The following is a 17,710-nucleotide window of genomic DNA, read 5'->3' on the forward strand; positions in this document are numbered from 1 at the left end:
TTTTCGTTTTTATGCGAAAAGTCCTTTTTTTTGATTTTTTGGGTGAAAAACTGATTTTTTGGTTATAATCATGAATGAATACAGTTGCGTAGCGGTTTTCTATGTGTTACTCTTTTTACAGAATTGGTTCATGACCCTTTGAGAGGAGGTGAATGGTGTGAATAAAACAGAATTAGTAAACTCTGTTGCTGAAGCTGCAGGTCTTTCTAAAAAAGACGCTTCTAAAGCAGTTGAAGCTGTATTTGATACAATTCAAGATGCTCTTGCAAAGGGTGACAAAGTACAATTAATTGGTTTTGGTAACTTCGAAGTACGTGAACGTGCGGCTCGTAAAGGTCGTAACCCACAAACTGGTAAAGAAATCGAAATCGCTGCTAGCAAGGTACCTGCTTTCAAACCAGGTAAAGCGCTTAAAGACGCAGTAAAATAATACTCGTCTAGTAGTTACATAGAGCAGTCTTCATGTGAACAACATGAAGACTGCTCTTTTTAACTTCAAGTTGACTATACATAATGATAATAAAAGCTAGATTTGCTAACTTGCAGCAATTTTTTTGTGAAACAAGTAAGTCATTTTGCGCTTACCTTTTGGATGTGCTACGATGCATAGGGAAATGTGTAATGTTTTGATACGCAGGAGGTTTTTTCGAATGTCGAATATAGATTTATTGAAAATAGAAGAAGCAGTAAAAATGATTTTAGAGGCGGTAGGTGAAGACGTAAATCGAGAAGGTTTATTAGATACACCAAAACGTGTCGCAAAAATGTATGCTGAGATGTTTAGTGGCTTACATGAAGATGCCAAAGACTATTTTAGAACAGTGTTCCACGAGGATCATGAAGAATTGGTTCTTGTTAAAGATATTCCTTTTTATTCGATGTGTGAGCATCATCTAGTTCCGTTCTATGGAAAAGCACATGTCGCCTACATACCAAATGACGGCATTGTTGCAGGACTAAGCAAATTAGGGCGTGCAGTAGAAACCATTGCTCGTCGACCACAGTTGCAAGAACGTATTACATCTTCAGTCGCTGATACCATTATGGAAATGCTCGCACCAAAAGGAGTTTATGTGGTGATTGAGGCTGAGCATATGTGTATGACTATGCGAGGGCTGAAAAAACCAGGCTCTAAGACAGTAACATCTGTAGCACGTGGTGTTTATGAGCAAGATGAAGTGAAGCGTAGAGAAGTTCTATCATTTATTCAAATGTCTTAAATTGCTTGTCTAATTATGTTATGATGAACTAAGAATTTGTCGGATTTAAGGAGTGTACAAGAATGTCACAAGATTATATTGTTATTCAAGCTGAAGAAGATGGTGTACATGTCATTGGTTTAACGCGTGGAACAGATACAAAGTTCCATCATTCTGAAAAATTAGATGCCGGCGAAGTTATGATTGCTCAATTTACAGAACACACTTCTGCGATGAAGATTCGAGGGAAAGCACAGATTCATACAGCACATGGTGTGATTCATAGCGAAGCAAAAAAATAATAAATAGACAAGATATGGTTTCATAATAGTTTTTAGCCCGTGCCATTTAGGCACATATAAAAGAGTGAGATGTGAAAAACTAATTATATGGGCAGTAGCAGTCCCTTTTTATGGGAAAGCTCTACTGCCTATCCTCTTGAAGAAAGCAAAATTTTTTTATTCCGCATCGTTGCGTATGCTATAATGACTCAGTAAGCAAACGTTAAGCCTTCAATAGGATTAACGTATTTGAAAGTGAAATGGAGTAAGGTCTATGAATGCAACATACATTCAAAATTCAATTGCCCAGTTAAAAACAGAGATTTTCATGGATGTTCGTCATAGAACTTTGCAAAAATACACAGGAATGCCTGTGGTAGATGAAAATCAATTGTTTTATTTGTTAGTCCCGTTTTTGAATGGTGAAGAGTGGCAACAAGAGCAACAAGAGGCTGCCATTACTGTTGGCATTGTGTATGCGGCATTAGCGGCACACGATCACATAAAAGAATTAGATGCTACTTCTAAAGAACAGCAGCTTACAGTATTAGCTGGGGATTTTTATAGTGGTCGTTATTATGAAATATTAGCGATGTCTGGAAATGTCGCATTGATACGAAATTTGTCACAAGGAATTGTGACACGATGTGAAAACCAGATAAAGGTGTATGAGACCGAACAAAGAACAATCGAGCAATGGTATGCTTCGATGTGCAATATTGAATCAGGATTAATTGCTCAGTTTTTCGAGCTTTATTCCTTTAGTGAATATATACCGTTGATGGAAAAAAGTTTATTGATCTTACGTTTAGAAAAAGAAATGGTAGCCTATCAACGTGGACAAACGTCCTTAATAGGTAAGGCACTTGAAGAAAGTGTTCAACGTCATGGTACTACTTTTAATAGCGTCATCAAGGAAAAAATAGTGCATTTAAAAATAGAGCTGTCGAAGATGGTGGAGAGTGCATCATTTTTACAAAGTGATGTGAAACAAGCTTTACATGCACATGTAGAGGCTTCTATTGCTTCTACTAACGGATAAGAGAGGTTTTTCAAAATGGCTAAAACGAAAGCAGAGCACGTTCATGAAGTGTTTGAGAGTATCTCGGATAATTATGACAAAATGAACGGTGTTATTAGTTTCCAAATGCATATTGGTTGGCGTAATGATACGATGAAACACATGGCTGTCAAACCTGGATCAAAGGCATTGGATGTTTGCTGTGGTACGGCAGATTGGACGATCGCATTGGCTGAGGCAGTTGGAGAAAAAGGAGAAGTAAAAGGACTCGACTTTAGTCAAAACATGCTTAAAGTTGGCGAACAAAAAGTACAATCATATCCACAAATTGAACTGATTCATGGAAATGCTATGGAATTACCTTTCCCAGATGATACGTTTGATTATGTGACAATTGGCTTTGGTCTACGCAATGTACCAGATTATTTGCAAGTCTTAAAGGAAATGCACCGTGTCGTAAAACCAGGTGGAATGGTTGTTTGTTTAGAAACATCTCAATCTGAAATTCCTGGTTACCGTCAATTATTCCGTTTTTATTTTAAATTTATAATGCCGATATTTGGTAAAATATTTGCGAAAAGTTATAAGGAGTATTCTTGGCTTCAAGAATCTGCGAATGATTTCCCAGGTATGAAAAAGTTAGCGGCATTGTTTGAGCAGGCAGGATTAGAAAAAGTATCGTACAAAGCATACAGTGGCGGGGCTGCGGCAATGCATATAGGCTTTAAAAAGATACGTTAATGGGGGAAGGTTTTCACACGTGGAAAAGATGAAGTTAAAACTACTCTATTCCGATTTGAAATCAGATATCGATATCATTGAACGAGAGTTAGAAAATGCGGTGGACTCATCTTCATATTTGATCAACGATGCTTCTCTCCATTTATTACAAGCTGGTGGCAAACGTATACGACCAATTTTTGTATTACTAGGTGCAAAATTTGGTGAATATGACATTGAGAAGATGAAGGATGTTGCAGTCCCTTTAGAGCTCATTCATATGGCATCACTTGTCCATGATGATGTTATTGATGATTCCAATATGCGAAGAGGACGCCCAACTGTCAAAGCGCAATGGAATAACCGAGTAGCAATGTACACGGGCGATTTTATTTTTGCACGTGCTCTCGAATATATTACAAAAATAGAAGACCCACTAGTTCATCAGATTTTAGCACGTACCATGGTTGAGATTTGTAACGGTGAAGTTATTCAAATTGAAGATAAATTTAGACTCGATCAAGGTTTAAAGGATTATTTTAGAAGAATCAAACGCAAAACAGCTCTACTTATTTCCTCTAGTTGTGAGCTAGGGGCTGTTGCGGCAGGCGTCGATGCTAAAACTGTAGGTCATTTAAAACGCTTCGGCTACTTTGTGGGCATGAGCTTCCAAATTATCGACGATGTGTTAGATATTATGGCAACAGATAAGGAGCTAGGAAAGCCAGCAGGTAGTGATTTATTACAAGGCAATATTACCTTACCGATTCTCTTGTTAAAGGATGATCCGGAGATGCAACCATTCTTGGTAAAAGTATTTGCGGGTACATTAACAGAAGCCGAACGTCAAAATATGTTGCAGTATGTGCGTAAATCTCATGCAATTGAGCAAGCTAATCGTATGAGTGATAAATATTTGAAAAAGGCTTTACAAGAAATAGATGCTTTGCCAAAACATCCCGTAAAGAAAAAGCTACGTGATGTCGCATTGTTTATGGGTAAGCGCAAATTCTAGCTTTTTGTTGTACAAAGCCTCATTTTTTGTTAATATTTATCGGTAGGTGTAAAACCTGTTAGAAGAATTTAAGGAGTGTTTTAAACATGGCAATTGAACAAACTTTTTTAATGGTTAAGCCAGATGGCGTTGAGCGTCAAGTAGTTGGTGACATCGTTGATCGTTTCGAGCGTCGCGGTTTTGTAATGAAAGGTGCTAAATTAATGGTAATTTCAAAAGATTTAGCAGAAAAACACTATGCTGAACATGCTGAGCGTCCATTCTTTGGTGAACTAGTTGATTTCATCACTTCTGGTCCTGTATTCGCTATGGTATGGGAAGGCGAAAACGTAATTAAACTTGCACGTACAATGATGGGTGCAACAAAACCTGAGGAATCTAACCCAGGTACAATCCGTGGTGACTACGCAACAACTGTTTCTCACAACATCATCCACGGTTCTGACTCTCTTGCTTCTGCAGAGCGCGAAATCGCTTTATTCTTCGGTGAAGATTTAGTTTAATTTGCGAATAGATTAGGCAATCTCAATATAATTGAGGTTGCTTTTTTTTGCTTAAAAATGGAGATGGTTAGTAGGATAGTGGTTATTAGATGGGCCAGTCATCTTAGTGAATCATCTATTTCTATAACCATATAGAATTGTTAAAAACTTCTTGTTCATGTACAATAAATGCTATAATATTCTGATAATTAAGTGAGGAATATATTAATAGTCTTGTCAATAAACTGTGAAGGATGACGAGGAAAAGGGGCAATGGAGATGAGAGAAGTGGTGATTGTTGCGGCTGTGCGAACGGCTGTTGGGCGAAGTAAGGGAGTATTAAGTCATGTTCGAGCGGATAATATGGCAGCCGATGTGTTGCAGGAGGCTGTACAACGGGCAGGCATAAATAAGGAACAAGTGGATGATGTCATTTTAGGCTGTGTGACGCAGACTGCAGAGCAGGGAGGAAATATTGCGCGGACAGCCCTGTTAATGGCTGGATTTCCTGATAGTGTGCCGGGTGTGACCATTGATCGTCAATGTGGTTCAAGTCAGCAAGCTGTGCATTTCGCTGCACAAGCTATATTAGCGGGGGATATGGATATAGTAATTGCTGGCGGTGTGGAAAGTATGTCTAGGGTGCCTATGGGAACTAACATGAAAAATGCTCATTTAGGTAATCGCTTACAGGAAAATTATAATATTATACATCAAGGACTATCAGCAGAGAAAATAGCCGAAAAATGGTCCTTATCAAAAGAGCAGCTTAATAGTTATGCCTACGAGAGTCATCAACGAGCACTAGCAGCCATTGAAGCAGGGTCTTTCAAAGATGAAATTCTACCTATTGAAGTCATTCAAGAAGATGGCACTGTCGCAACGGTTGCTAAGGATGAGGGACCTCGTGCTGAAACTACGGTTGACATTTTAAATGGTTTAAAAACTGTTTTTCAAGAGGATGGCGTCATTACGGCTGGTAATGCTAGTCAGATGAGTGATGGGGCATCAGCAGTAGTGGTGATGGCATTGGATAAGGCACAGGAACTTGGTATTCAGCCACTCGCTAAAATTATCACAAGAGTTGTTGTAGGTTCTGACCCGACATTGATGTTAACGGGACCAATCGAAGCAACTCGAAAGGCGTTAGAACGATCTGGCTTGAACATAGAGGATATCGATACGTATGAGGTTAATGAAGCCTTTGCACCTGTGCCACTTGTGTGGTTGCAGGAAATTGGTGGGGACCCAAAGAAGCTCAATCCAGATGGCGGAGCAATTGCACTAGGACATCCATTAGGTGCTACCGGAACAAAATTGTTAACGACTTTGCTCTATCGCATGGAACGAGAAAATTACCGGTACGGCTTACTAGCTATTTGTGAAGGTATGGGGATGGCTAATGCTACGATTATTGAAAAAATGTAAAGGGGGGTATGTGCAATGAGGAAGCATGAAGTGGTTGCAGTTGTAACAGGTGGGGCATCCGGTTTAGGAGAGGCGACTGTTCGTCACATCGTCGAACAAGGTGGTAAATCCATCATCTTTGATGTGAATGATGAACGTGGACAAGCTCTAGTAGAGGAATTAGGGGAAAATGTAATCTATGTACGAGTAGATGTTACGAAGGAGGAAGATGTAGCAACAGGTCTTGAGCAAGCCATAGATGCATTTGGCCATATAAATGTAGCGGTGAACTGTGCAGGAATTGCAGATGCGAGCAAAGTAATTTCCAAGCGGGGAATTCATGCACTTAGTTTATTTGAAAAAATAATAACGGTTAATTTAATCGGTACATTCAATGTCATCCGTCTAGTAGCTGAGAAAATGCAGCGTAATGAGCCAAACGAGGATGGACAGCGCGGCGTTATTATTAATACGGCGTCCGTGGCAGCATTTGACGGACAAATTGGACAGGCTGCCTATAGTGCGTCAAAGGGTGGCGTAGCAGCCATGACATTACCAATTGCACGTGAGCTTGCGGAGTTTGGTGTGCGTGTGATGACTATTGCACCCGGTTTAGTTGAAACACCTATGTTTGCATCTTTACCAGAGCCTGCAAAGACGGCTCTTGCACAAATGACGCCATTCCCTAAACGACTTGGCAAGCCATCTGAATATGCACTTCTGGTAGAAAGCATTATCCAAAATGGTTTGTTAAATGGGGAGGTCATTCGTTTGGATGGAGCCATTCGGATGCAGCCGAAGTAAATCTTTTTAATTGTAGCAGCAGTCAGCCTTGGTTGTTTCGAAAATTTGTCAGCAAAGGGGAGCGGTAACATGCATATGATGGATACGCCTTTAATATTAACAAGTTTTTTGAATCGGGCAGAACGATTTTTTCAGTCAAAGAAAATATATTCGCGAACAAGCGCTACAACTATTCATGAATTTACGTATAAAGAGTATGTCAAACGAACTCGTCAATTAGCGGATGCTCTTACAAAATTAGGTATGCAGCAGGGCACGAAGGTTGGGACATTTGCTTGGAATCATCATCGTCATTTGGAGGCCTATTTTGCTGTACCATGTGCAGGAGCAGTCCTGCATATGATTAATATTCGACTGGCACCAGAGCATATTGTCTATGTTATTAATCATGCGGAGGATGAAATATTATTAATTGACGACAATTTAGTGCCCCTTATCGCACCATTTGTTTCACAGTTAAAAACGGTTAAACACATTATTATTATGGGAGATGCTGTGGCACTAGAATCTATACCCATTCCAAATGCTTTGTCCTATGAAGCACTAATTGCAGATGCCAATGAGCATTTCACATTTCCAGATGATTTAGATGAAAATACACCTGCTGGCATGTGTTATACGAGTGCAACGACTGGTATGCCGAAGGGAGTAGTTTATACACATCGCAGTATCGTCCTTCACAGTTTAACTGCTGGGCTTGCAGATAGTATTGCCATTTGTGAGTCGGATGTTGTGCTACCTGTTGTACCCATGTTTCATGCCAATGCGTGGGGCTTCCCCTTTGCTAGTGTAGCCTTTGGTGCCACTCAGGTATTACCAGGGCCTATGTTTACGCCTCAGCTTTTACTTGAGCTTTTTGACGTGTACAAAGTAACCTTGACGGCAGGCGTACCTACTATTTGGCTCGGTGTTTTACAGGAGCAACGTCTACACCCTCGTGACCTATCGTCAATGCGATTAATTGTTTGTGGCGGATCTGCCTCACCTATTGGTCTTGTAAGGGGCTTCGAGGAGGAGCTGAAGATTCCTTATATGACTGGGTATGGGATGACGGAGACCTCTCCACTTGTAAGCTTATCAACGTATTTAACCCATATGCAGGACTACACGGCTGATGAAAAAATGCATGTTCGCATTACCCAAGGGATGACCATGCCCCTTCTTGAAACTCGTGTTGTGAATGAAAATGGCGAGGTCCCATGGGATGGCGAAACAATGGGAGAGCTAACGATACGAGGTCCATGGATCGCAAATGAGTACTATCAAGATGAGCGTACAGATGAAGCCTTTAAGGATGGTTGGCTTTATACAGGGGATATTGCAGTAATGACGCCGGATGGCTATATAAAAATTACCGATCGTACAAAAGATTTAATTAAGAGCGGTGGTGAATGGATTTCGTCAGTTGAGTTAGAAAATGCCTTAATGTCTCATCCAAAAGTCTTTGAAGCTGCTGTGATTGCTATCCCACATGAAAAATGGCTGGAACGTCCTTTGGCATGTGTAGTGCCAAAGCCAGAATATAAGGATTCCATTTCTAAAGAGGAGCTCATCGAAAATTTACAAGCGCAATTCCATAAAACATGGATTCCAGATGATATTGTTTTCATTCAGGAAGTACCAAAAACATCTGTAGGTAAATTTTTGAAGGCGAAATTACGAGAAGATTTAAAAGATTACCGTGTACAAGTTTAGTCAATTAGCTAGAATGAAGGTAGTGAAAAGCTACCTTCTTTTTTTAATTGAAATAAATTCCTGAAAAGTGAAACTATTTTTTTCATTTTGCCGTATAATTTGAATAACGAAAGGAAGTGGTCGTATTGTCAATTGCCATTGTAGCGATTATTGGTGGGGTTATTATTTCTTTAGCTGGGATTTTTACAGATTCCCGTACGAGACAGCAAAAAATTAAATTAAAGGCTATCGAAAAAGAAGTGGAATTAGAAAAACTTCGATTAGAAACCTATACGATTGAAACGGAAAAAATGCGCCTTGAATTAGAACAGTCGAAGGTGCTACTATTAGAGGAAAAACAAAACTCAAGCAAGTAGATGGGTATACATGAGAAAGACTATTTCAGGATTGTCTCTTTTCCGCTATAATGGAACTACGACGCTAGAGGGGAAGATGACCATATGTCTGATTATGAACAGTTTATAGAAGGTATCAAGCGCAAAACAGGAATAGATTTAGCGTTATATAAAGAAGCGCAAATGAAAAGACGATTAACCTCACTTTATGAAAAAAAAGGTTATCGAAATTTTGTTGACTTTCTAAAGGTACTTGAACAAGATCGTGATTTAATGAATGAGTTTTTAGATCGTATGACGATTAATGTTTCTGAATTTTATCGTAATGGAAAGCGTTGGGACGTATTGCAAAAGAAAATATTACCTAAGCTATTACAAACAAATAAGCGTTTAAAAATTTGGAGTGCTGCTTGTTCAACAGGAGAAGAGCCGTATTCATTAGTAATGGTCTTATCTCAATTAGTGCCTTTATCTCAAATTCAAATTATTGCTACTGATTTAGATGAAAATGTCATTCAAAAAGCGAAATTAGGTGTCTATCCAGAACGCTCATTAGCAGAAGTGCCAAATGACATTAAAGCTAAATATTTTGAACAAGAGGGCTCCTTCTACCGCGTGAAGGATGAGATTAAGCGTTGTGTGACCTTTAAAAAACAAAATTTGCTTAATGATACCTATGATAGCAATTATGATTTAATAGTTTGCCGCAATGTAATGATCTATTTCACGGAAGAAGCCAAGGATCAAATTTATAACGATTTTAGTAAAGCCTTACGCAAGGATGGCATACTATTTGTAGGATCGACAGAGCAAATTTTTAATCCATCTCGTTACGAATTTGAAGTAGAGGATACATTCTTCTATCGAAAAAACAGTTAATAATATGAATGAAAAGCTTTGTACAAATGACTGGTTTCATCATGTACATATAGTAACTAAAGCATTAACATAGATAATTCGTACGCTTTTCGCTTATCCTAAGCAAAGGCGTATTTTTTATAAATTTTAGCACTTCACTTCAGTAGTGTAGTAAGGTTTTATGCAAGTCGTTCAGAATATTCGCATTTAGGTTATGTAAATAGAATGAACTTAAAAGACATTTGCAAAAGGACTGTTTTTTTAAAGAATATATGTTATAGTGAAAAATACATACTTTAGCGAGTTGAAGGGAGAAAGCGTTTATGCGTTACTTAACAGCGGGTGAGTCACACGGCCCCCAACTAACAACTATTATTGAAGGTTTACCGTCACTCTTACCCATTACAGCAGAAAAAATTAATCACGATTTAAAACGACGTCAAGGAGGTCATGGACGTGGACGACGCATGCAAATCGAAACAGATACAGTAGAGATTGTCGCAGGCGTTCGTCATGGACAAACACTTGGATCACCTGTCGCATTAGTTGTAACCAATGATGATTGGAAGCATTGGACAAAAATTATGGGTGCTGAGCCATTAGCAGAAGATGTGAATCCTGAGGATATCAAACGTCAAATTTCACGACCTCGTCCAGGCCATGCGGATTTAGTTGGTGGCATGAAATACGGACATCGTGATTTACGAAATGTATTAGAGCGTTCTTCAGCTCGTGAAACAACTGTACGTGTAGCGGTCGGCTCAGTGGCGAAGGCTTTATTAAATGAATTAGGTATTTCCATTGTCGCACATGTTACGGAGATTGTTGGAATTAAGGCTGATACATCTTTAGTGGAAGGGAAAACAGTCGATGAAATTCGTGCCATCGTAGAAGCGGATCCTTGCTATTGTGTAGATCCTGTCGCTTCTGCCAAGATGGTAGAAGCGATTGACGAAGCAAAAAAAGCTGGCGATTCTATCGGCGGTGTTGTTGAAGTCATTGTGGAAGGTATGCCAGCAGGTGTAGGGTCATATGTACACTATGATCGTAAGCTCGATGCTAAGTTGGCTGCAGCGATGCTATCTATCAATGCATTTAAAGGTGTTGAGTTTGGGCTTGGTTTCGAGATGGCACGTCGTAAAGGCTCAGAAGTTCATGATGAAATTATTTGGACTGAAGAAGAAGGCTATACACGTGCGACTAATCGACTTGGTGGCTTAGAGGGTGGTATGTCTACTGGTATGCCAATTGTTGTACGCGGTGTAATGAAGCCAATCCCTACATTATATAAACCATTACAAAGTGTGGATATCGAAACAAAAGAGCCATTTAAAGCAAGCGTTGAGCGTTCTGACAGCTGTGCGGTACCAGCGGCATCAGTAGTAGCTGAGCATGTTATTGCCTGGGAAATAGCGAATGTTATTTTGGAGCAATTCCATAGTGATCAATTACCACAACTAAAAGCTCAAATTGATGAACATCGTCAATATACGAAGGGGTTCTAATTTATGCGTGTTCCAGTTGCAACAAAATCACATCATTATGAGGTTGTACTTGGCCATCGATTTCTTACTAAAGCTATTCAAACATTTGCGGATCAGCTAAAAAAAGCAGATAAACTGTTTGTCTTTACAGATGCTCATGTATGGGAGGCACAGGGAGACTATTTCAAGGCAAATTTCCCATATGATTTTGAAGTGTTTATTTTGCCTGGTGGCGAAGCATGCAAAACCTTTGAGCAATATTATGCAGCTCAAACTTTTTTACTAGAGCAAAAATGCTCGCGGAAATCATTTATTTTTGCTTTTGGTGGCGGGGCTGTTGGAGATTTAACGGGGTTTGTTGCAGCAACCTATATGCGTGGAGTTCCATTTATTCAAATTCCAACAACTATTTTGGCGCATGATTCAGCAGTAGGCGGGAAGACCGCTATTAACCATCCATTAGGAAAGAATATGATTGGTGCATTTTATCAGCCAGAAGGTGTTATTTACGATACAGTTTTCTCTGAAACCTTACCTGTACGCGAGATCCGTTCAGGAACAGCTGAGTTAATCAAACATGCGATGATTTCTGATCCAGCATGGTTAGAGGAATTAATGGCAGTAGATTCCGTTATACATTTTAATCGGCAGGAATTAGCGAGTCAGTTAAAAAAAGGGATTGAGGTTAAAGCAAAAATTGTAGCCGAGGATGAAACAGAGCAATCTGTTCGAAAGTTTTTAAACTTGGGCCATACATATGGACATGCGATTGAAGCAGCTGCAGGCTACGGAAAAGTAGCTCATGGTGAGGCAGTCATGATTGGTCTTGTGTATTGCTTATTATTGAGTGAACGTTATGGGGAGCTAGATCGTTCGTTTAGCAAAGCGTTTTTACAATTTGCAGTTAAAAATGGCTATCCTTTTGAGGCTGTTAATGACTATACATTTGAACAATTAACAAGCTATTTAATGAAAGATAAAAAAACGGAATATGGCATTTTACAATTTGTTTTATTGGAAAAAATTGGTAAACCATTTGTGCGGGCAATTGATTTAGAAGAATGCCAAGAAGTAGATGCCGAATATAGACAGTTATTAGCGGAGGTGCTTGTATGATTCGTGGACTTAGAGGGGCAATTACAATTGAATCTGACAAGCCAGAGCTTGTATGGGATGAGACAGCAAGATTAGTGCGTGAGGTTGTGGCAGCAAATAATGTAGAAATAGATGATATTGCATCCATTTTAATTTCTACTACGCCGGATATTACCTCAGCATTTCCTGCTCGTGCAGTACGCTTGATGGAAGGGTGGCAATATGTTCCAGTAATGTGTACACATGAAATGGATGTGCCGAATGCACTACCATTATGTATTCGAGTATTAATTCATGCAAATGTAGAGGTAGCACAAAAAGACGTGAAGCACTTGTATCTCAATGATGCAGTGAAATTAAGACCAGATTTAGCACAAGCTAAATAAGTAGAGGAGATGTTTTAGATGAAGTGGAAACAACAATTGGACGGTATGCAAGCGTATAAACCAGGAAAACCAATTGAAGAAGTGCAACGTGAATATGGCTTAAAAGAAGTGATTAAATTGGCATCAAATGAAAATCCATTTGGATGCTCACCTAAGGTGACAGCATATTTACAAAATAATGCAGTGAATCATGCCCTTTATCCAGATGGCTATGCACAAAATTTACGTACAGCTGTTGCAAATCATCTAGGCGTTCAAGAGACACAGCTTCTGTTTGGTAACGGCTCTGACGATATCATTGCTATTATTACTCGTGCATTGTTGTATCCAGGGGTAAATACCATTATGGCTGATCTATCATTCTCCCAATACTGGCATAATGCTGAAATTGAAGGTGCTGAAATACGTAAAATTGCTTGTGTAGAGGGTGCACATGATCTAGATGCAATGGCGGCTGCAATTGATGATCGAACAGCTGTCGTATGGGTATGTAGTCCGAATAATCCTACTGGTGTTGTAATTCCAGATACGGCTTTACGTGCCTTCCTTGCCAAGGTACCAAATGATGTACTTGTCGTATTAGATGAAGCGTACATTGAATACGTGACACATCCTGAACATAAGGATACTCTACCAATCATCGATCAATATCCAAATGTTCTTTTATTACGTACATTCTCTAAAGCATATGGTTTGGCATCGTTCCGAGTTGGCTATGCGATTGGACAGCCAACTGTCATTGAAAAGCTTGATCCGGTCAGAGGTCCGTTTAATAATACGAGTTTAAGCCAAGCTGTAGCTGCTATTGCACTAAGCGATCAGGAATATATAGAAGCATGTCGTGAAGCAAATGAAAATGGTAAAAAGCAATATGTTGAATTCTGTGAAAAACATAATCTAAAATACTTCCCATCTGATACGAACTTTATTTTCTTTGATACAAAGGCTGATAGTGATGTCATTTTCCAAGAGCTTATGAAAAAGGGCTTTATTGTGCGCAGTGGTAATGCTTTAGGATTACCAGGATTTATCCGTGTTACAATCGGTACTGAAGCCCAAAATGCAGCATTGCTAGTTCAACTTGACAATGTATTAAAAGAGCAAGGAGTATTTGCATGACACGCAATGTGCTCGTTATTGGGCTAGGATTAATCGGTGGTTCCATCGCCCTTGCTTTACAGAAGGCACCAGACACAAGGATTATTGGCTATGACATGGATGCTCAAACGCGTGAGCATGCGCAAGCATTAAATATTGTACATGACACTGTAACGGATCCACAGGCAATTGCAGGTGATGTCGATATCATTATTTTCGGTACACCAGTTAATGCAACGCTTGAATGGATGGAGCAATTAAAATCATGGCCATTAAAAAATAAAGTCATCGTAACAGATACAGGAAGTACAAAAAAATTAATTATGCAAAAAGCTGGCGAATTACGTGAACTTGGCATTACGTTTATTGGTGGACATCCAATGGCAGGTTCACATAAAAGTGGCGTATTAGCTGCAAAGGCGCATCTTTTTGAAAATGCATACTATATGCTTACACCGCTTGCTGGTGAAGAAATTGTTCATATGGCACAGCTGGAAAGCCTCTTAAAATTCACGCATGCAAAAGTGGTTAGTGTTTCTGCAAATGAGCATGACCATATGACAGCTGTGGTAAGTCATTTCCCACATATCATTGCAGCTTCCCTTGTGCATCAATTAGGAGAGGAGAATGGGGAATACCCTATGACTCGCTCCCTTGCCGCGGGTGGTTTCCGTGATGTCACGCGTATAGCTTCTTCCAACCCGGTTTTATGGCGAGATATCACTTTACAAAATCGTGATGAGCTACTGACTCAGCTAGAAGGCTGGGAAAAAGAAATGGGCCGTATTAAGGAATTGCTGACGAATGGTACTTCTCGGGATATTGAAGACTATTTTTCTATTGCCAAAGAACTGAGAGATGAATTACCAATTAGCGCAGGAGCTATGTATACAGCGTTCGACTTATACGTAGATGTTCCAGACTATCCAGGTGTCATTTCCGAGGTAACAGGTTTGCTGGCTGATGAGGCAATAAGTATTACGAATTTAAGGATTGTCGAGTCAAGAGAGGATGTTTTCGGTATTTTGGTCATTAGTTTCCAAAGCGAAAATGACCGTGAACGTGCCGCAGCATGTATTCAAAAACGTGCCAATTTTGAAACGTATATTTCATAGAAAAAGAAAGCGTCGGCTTTACGGCGCTTTCTGTCTTCATATTGGAGGGAAAAATTAATGAGTGAAAAAGTTTTACAATACAATAAGCCATCTTTACAGGGATCACTAACTGTTCCAGGCGATAAATCGGTCTCTCACCGTTCTGTGATGTTCGGTTCCATTGCTACTGGGACAACAACAGTAGAAGGTTTTTTACTTGGGGAAGATTGTTTAAGTACCATTGATTGCTTCCAGAAGCTTGGTGTGCATATTGAGGTGGAAGGAACGAATGTAACGATAGAAAGTCCAGGGATGAATAGCTGGCAGGAGCCTACTGACGTGTTATATACAGGTAACTCTGGTACAACTACACGTTTAATGCTTGGAATTTTAGCAGGCTCTACAGTTCATTCAGTCATGACAGGGGATGCATCAATCGGCAAGCGACCAATGCGACGCGTCATTGATCCACTGCGTCAAATGGGAGCCCATATTACGGGACGTGCAGACGGTCAATATACACCATTAGCCATTCAAGGTACAAAACTACAGGCCATTGATTACAAAATGCCAGTAGCAAGTGCTCAAGTTAAATCTGCTATATTACTTGCAGGCTTGCGTGCTGAGGGTACAACGATTGTTAGAGAAACAGAAGTGTCAAGAGATCATACTGAACGAATGCTGCGTCAATTTGGTGCCGATGTCGAAGTGAAGGATGGAGTCGTTTCATTAGAGGGTGGACAAACATTAAGTGGGACCCATGTTTCTGTACCAGGGGACATCTCGTCAGCAGCCTTTTTCTTAGTGGCAGGGGCAATTTGCAATACTAGTCAATTAACTCTTGAAAATGTTGGCGTTAATCCAACGCGTGATGGAATTATCGAGGTTCTTTCAAAAATGGGCGCAACGATGACAGTGATCCCAAATGATGATCGTCAAGCTGAACCGACAGCGACCATTCAAATTCAAACATCTACTTTATCTGGTACAACAATCGAGGGAGAATTGATTCCTCGTTTAATTGATGAAATACCAATCCTTGCTTTACTTGCTACACAGGCACACGGTCAAACGATTATTAAAGATGCCGAAGAGTTAAAAGTAAAGGAAACAGATCGTATTACAGCGGTTGTAACTGAATTAAAAAAGCTGGGTGCTAACATCGAAGCAACAAATGATGGTATGATTATTGAAGGGCCAACACCATTGAAAGGTGCAAGTCTCAAAACATATGGCGATCATCGAATTGGCATGATGGGTGCTGTGGCTGCTTTAATTACCGAAGGCTCAGTCACTTTAGATGATGCACAGTGTATTGCTGTATCGTATCCATCATTCTTTGAACATATTGAGGCAGTAAGGTAACAATTGAAGATTGACTCTCCAAGTTTTTGGGGAGTTTTTTCTTGTTTCGGTGGTAAATGTTTTGTAGCATAAAGGTATCAAAGAAAGAATAGGTGAATGACTGTGAACAATGCGATGACTGAAATGATGCAAGCACTTGAACAGGGAGACTTAGCATTAATAGATCAGCTACTTGAAACATTTTTAGTGAAGGAGCTACCCGAGGAAATTTACGCACTTGCAGAAATTTTTATGCAATATGGGTACATGAAAGAAGCTGACCGCGTTCTGGAGCATTTACAATTTTTATTCCCAGAAGAGGCACAGTTAAAAATAGATCGTGCAAATGTTTTAATGGAGCTTGGTGATGAAGATGAAGCATTAAATTTATTGCTTGAAATTGAAGAAGCATCACCAGAATATCCTCAAGCATTATTAGTTTTAGCTGATTATTATCAGATGCAGGGGTTATTTGAAGTAGCTGAGATACGTATAAATGAAGCACTAGCAATTTTACCAGACGAGCCATTACTGCATTTTGCCAAAGCTGAGCTGTTATTTGAAACAGGTCGTTTTTTAGAAGCTGCAAGATTGTATGAAGAATTATATGAACAACAAGCTGAATTTGCTGGTATTCATCTTGTGGAGCGATTGGCGGAGGTTTATCGTGCCGGGGCTGCCTACGAAACGGCATTGGATTACTATTTAAAGGCGCTTGACGATGAGGTAAAACCGGATATTTTATTTGGTGCTGCGTATTCAGCCTTCCAATCCCAAAAATACGAGATGGCTATTAAACAATTAGAGGAATTGAAAGAGTTAGATCCTGATTACTTCTCAGCTTACTTATTGCTGGCAGAAAGCTATGCGATGACAGAGGAAAATCCAAAAGCCTATGCGGCAATCCAAGAGGGATTAAAGCGCGATGAATATGATAAAACACTCTATTTATTTGCTGGGAAAATGGCATTGAAAAATAGTTTGCCAGTAGATGCAGAGCAATATTTACGAGAAGCAATAGCGTTAGATCCTGAATATATGGAAGCCGTATTAGCACTTATTTCTGTGTTAGGTCAACAAGAACGGAATGAAGATGTTATCGAATTATTTGAGACTCTACAGCAAAATGATTTTGAATGGAGCACGTTATACCCATTTGCGGCGGAGGCATATGAAAATTTAGAATTGTACGACCGTGCATACGAATTTTACCGTTTGGCATATAATGATTTTAAGGAAGACGCAACATTTTTAGAAAAATATGTGTACTTTTTATTAGAGGAAGGAAAACGTTCAGAGGCGAAAGTGGTTCTTGAACAATTAATGAACATTCAACCAGGTGAACCAGAATGGCAAGAGAAGTTAGAAGCCTTAGAATTTGAGTAAAGGAGG

The 17,710-nt window shown here is 39.6% G+C and carries 19 protein-coding genes; all 19 read left to right on the forward strand.

Translation table 11 applies throughout. The features are described 5' to 3' along the window. The first annotated feature begins 157 nt into the window (after positions 1 to 157). The 19 genes from C9J29_RS05470 (at position 158) to C9J29_RS05560 (ending at position 17,704) form a co-directional block, all read left to right on the forward strand. A complete protein-coding gene (locus tag C9J29_RS05470) occupies positions 158 to 430 on the forward strand; it encodes an HU family DNA-binding protein (protein WP_004232618.1) in 273 nt (90 codons plus the stop codon). Between the two features lie 220 nt (positions 431 to 650). Beyond that, the gene (gene folE, locus C9J29_RS05475) at positions 651 to 1,220 is read left to right on the forward strand and encodes a GTP cyclohydrolase I FolE (protein WP_008180410.1); all 570 of its coding nucleotides are present in this window, start codon (positions 651 to 653) and stop codon (positions 1,218 to 1,220) included. A gap of 62 nt (positions 1,221 to 1,282) precedes the next feature. Continuing rightward, positions 1,283 to 1,501 carry a trp RNA-binding attenuation protein MtrB gene (gene mtrB / locus C9J29_RS05480; protein WP_008180408.1) on the forward strand — a complete coding sequence of 73 codons (219 nt, stop codon included), beginning with the start codon at positions 1,283 to 1,285 and terminating at the stop codon, positions 1,499 to 1,501. Between the two features lie 253 nt (positions 1,502 to 1,754). Further along, entirely contained in the window at positions 1,755 to 2,522 is a 768-nt protein-coding gene (locus C9J29_RS05485) for a heptaprenyl diphosphate synthase component 1 (protein WP_008180406.1), read from the forward strand. A gap of 15 nt (positions 2,523 to 2,537) precedes the next feature. Next, on the forward strand, positions 2,538 to 3,242 hold the full coding sequence (locus C9J29_RS05490; RefSeq protein ID WP_008180404.1) for a demethylmenaquinone methyltransferase: 705 nt from the start codon (positions 2,538 to 2,540) through the stop codon (positions 3,240 to 3,242). Positions 3,243 to 3,261: 19 nt separating this feature from the next. Next, a complete protein-coding gene (gene hepT, locus C9J29_RS05495) occupies positions 3,262 to 4,236 on the forward strand; it encodes a heptaprenyl diphosphate synthase component II (RefSeq protein WP_089986596.1) in 975 nt (324 codons plus the stop codon). Positions 4,237 to 4,322: 86 nt separating this feature from the next. After that, on the forward strand, positions 4,323 to 4,739 hold the full coding sequence (ndk, locus tag C9J29_RS05500; RefSeq protein WP_008180402.1) for a nucleoside-diphosphate kinase: 417 nt from the start codon (positions 4,323 to 4,325) through the stop codon (positions 4,737 to 4,739). Positions 4,740 to 4,997: 258 nt separating this feature from the next. Continuing rightward, entirely contained in the window at positions 4,998 to 6,146 is a 1,149-nt protein-coding gene (locus tag C9J29_RS05505; RefSeq protein WP_107921769.1) for a thiolase family protein, read from the forward strand. 15 nt (positions 6,147 to 6,161) lie between these two features. After that, complete coding sequence (locus C9J29_RS05510; RefSeq protein ID WP_089986592.1) at positions 6,162 to 6,929, forward strand: 3-hydroxyacyl-CoA dehydrogenase; 768 nt, start codon at positions 6,162 to 6,164, stop codon at positions 6,927 to 6,929. Positions 6,930 to 6,998: 69 nt separating this feature from the next. Further along, entirely contained in the window at positions 6,999 to 8,624 is a 1,626-nt protein-coding gene (locus tag C9J29_RS05515) for a long-chain fatty acid--CoA ligase (RefSeq protein WP_008180399.1), read from the forward strand. Positions 8,625 to 8,749: 125 nt separating this feature from the next. After that, positions 8,750 to 8,980: a hypothetical protein gene (locus tag C9J29_RS05520; RefSeq protein ID WP_008180398.1), complete on the forward strand. Its 231-nt coding sequence runs from the start codon at positions 8,750 to 8,752 to the stop codon at positions 8,978 to 8,980. 84 nt (positions 8,981 to 9,064) lie between these two features. Continuing rightward, on the forward strand, positions 9,065 to 9,838 hold the full coding sequence (locus C9J29_RS05525) for a CheR family methyltransferase (protein WP_008180397.1): 774 nt from the start codon (positions 9,065 to 9,067) through the stop codon (positions 9,836 to 9,838). Positions 9,839 to 10,140: 302 nt separating this feature from the next. Then, positions 10,141 to 11,322 (forward strand): chorismate synthase, encoded by a 1,182-nt coding sequence (gene aroC, locus C9J29_RS05530; RefSeq protein ID WP_008180396.1) that lies wholly within the window; start codon positions 10,141 to 10,143, stop codon positions 11,320 to 11,322. Between the two features lie 3 nt (positions 11,323 to 11,325). Next, positions 11,326 to 12,417, forward strand: coding sequence for a 3-dehydroquinate synthase (gene aroB, locus C9J29_RS05535; RefSeq protein WP_090001296.1), 1,092 nt, complete (start codon positions 11,326 to 11,328; stop codon positions 12,415 to 12,417). Beyond that, positions 12,414 to 12,782: a chorismate mutase gene (gene aroH, locus C9J29_RS05540; RefSeq protein ID WP_008180391.1), complete on the forward strand. Its 369-nt coding sequence runs from the start codon at positions 12,414 to 12,416 to the stop codon at positions 12,780 to 12,782. Before aroB ends, aroH begins: the two co-directional genes overlap by 4 nt. An 18-nt stretch (positions 12,783 to 12,800) precedes the next feature. Beyond that, entirely contained in the window at positions 12,801 to 13,901 is a 1,101-nt protein-coding gene (hisC, locus tag C9J29_RS05545; protein WP_089986590.1) for a histidinol-phosphate transaminase, read from the forward strand. Then, on the forward strand, positions 13,898 to 14,995 hold the full coding sequence (locus C9J29_RS05550; protein ID WP_089986589.1) for a prephenate dehydrogenase: 1,098 nt from the start codon (positions 13,898 to 13,900) through the stop codon (positions 14,993 to 14,995). Before hisC ends, C9J29_RS05550 begins: the two co-directional genes overlap by 4 nt. 57 nt (positions 14,996 to 15,052) lie before the next feature. Continuing rightward, complete coding sequence (gene aroA / locus C9J29_RS05555; RefSeq protein ID WP_008180386.1) at positions 15,053 to 16,339, forward strand: 3-phosphoshikimate 1-carboxyvinyltransferase; 1,287 nt, start codon at positions 15,053 to 15,055, stop codon at positions 16,337 to 16,339. Between the two features lie 96 nt (positions 16,340 to 16,435). Then, positions 16,436 to 17,704: a tetratricopeptide repeat protein gene (locus tag C9J29_RS05560; protein ID WP_107921770.1), complete on the forward strand. Its 1,269-nt coding sequence runs from the start codon at positions 16,436 to 16,438 to the stop codon at positions 17,702 to 17,704. The last annotated feature ends 6 nt before the right edge of the window (positions 17,705 to 17,710 follow it).

The sequence above is a fragment of the Lysinibacillus fusiformis genome (assembly GCF_003049525.1).
Classification (GTDB): domain Bacteria; phylum Bacillota; class Bacilli; order Bacillales_A; family Planococcaceae; genus Lysinibacillus; species Lysinibacillus fusiformis.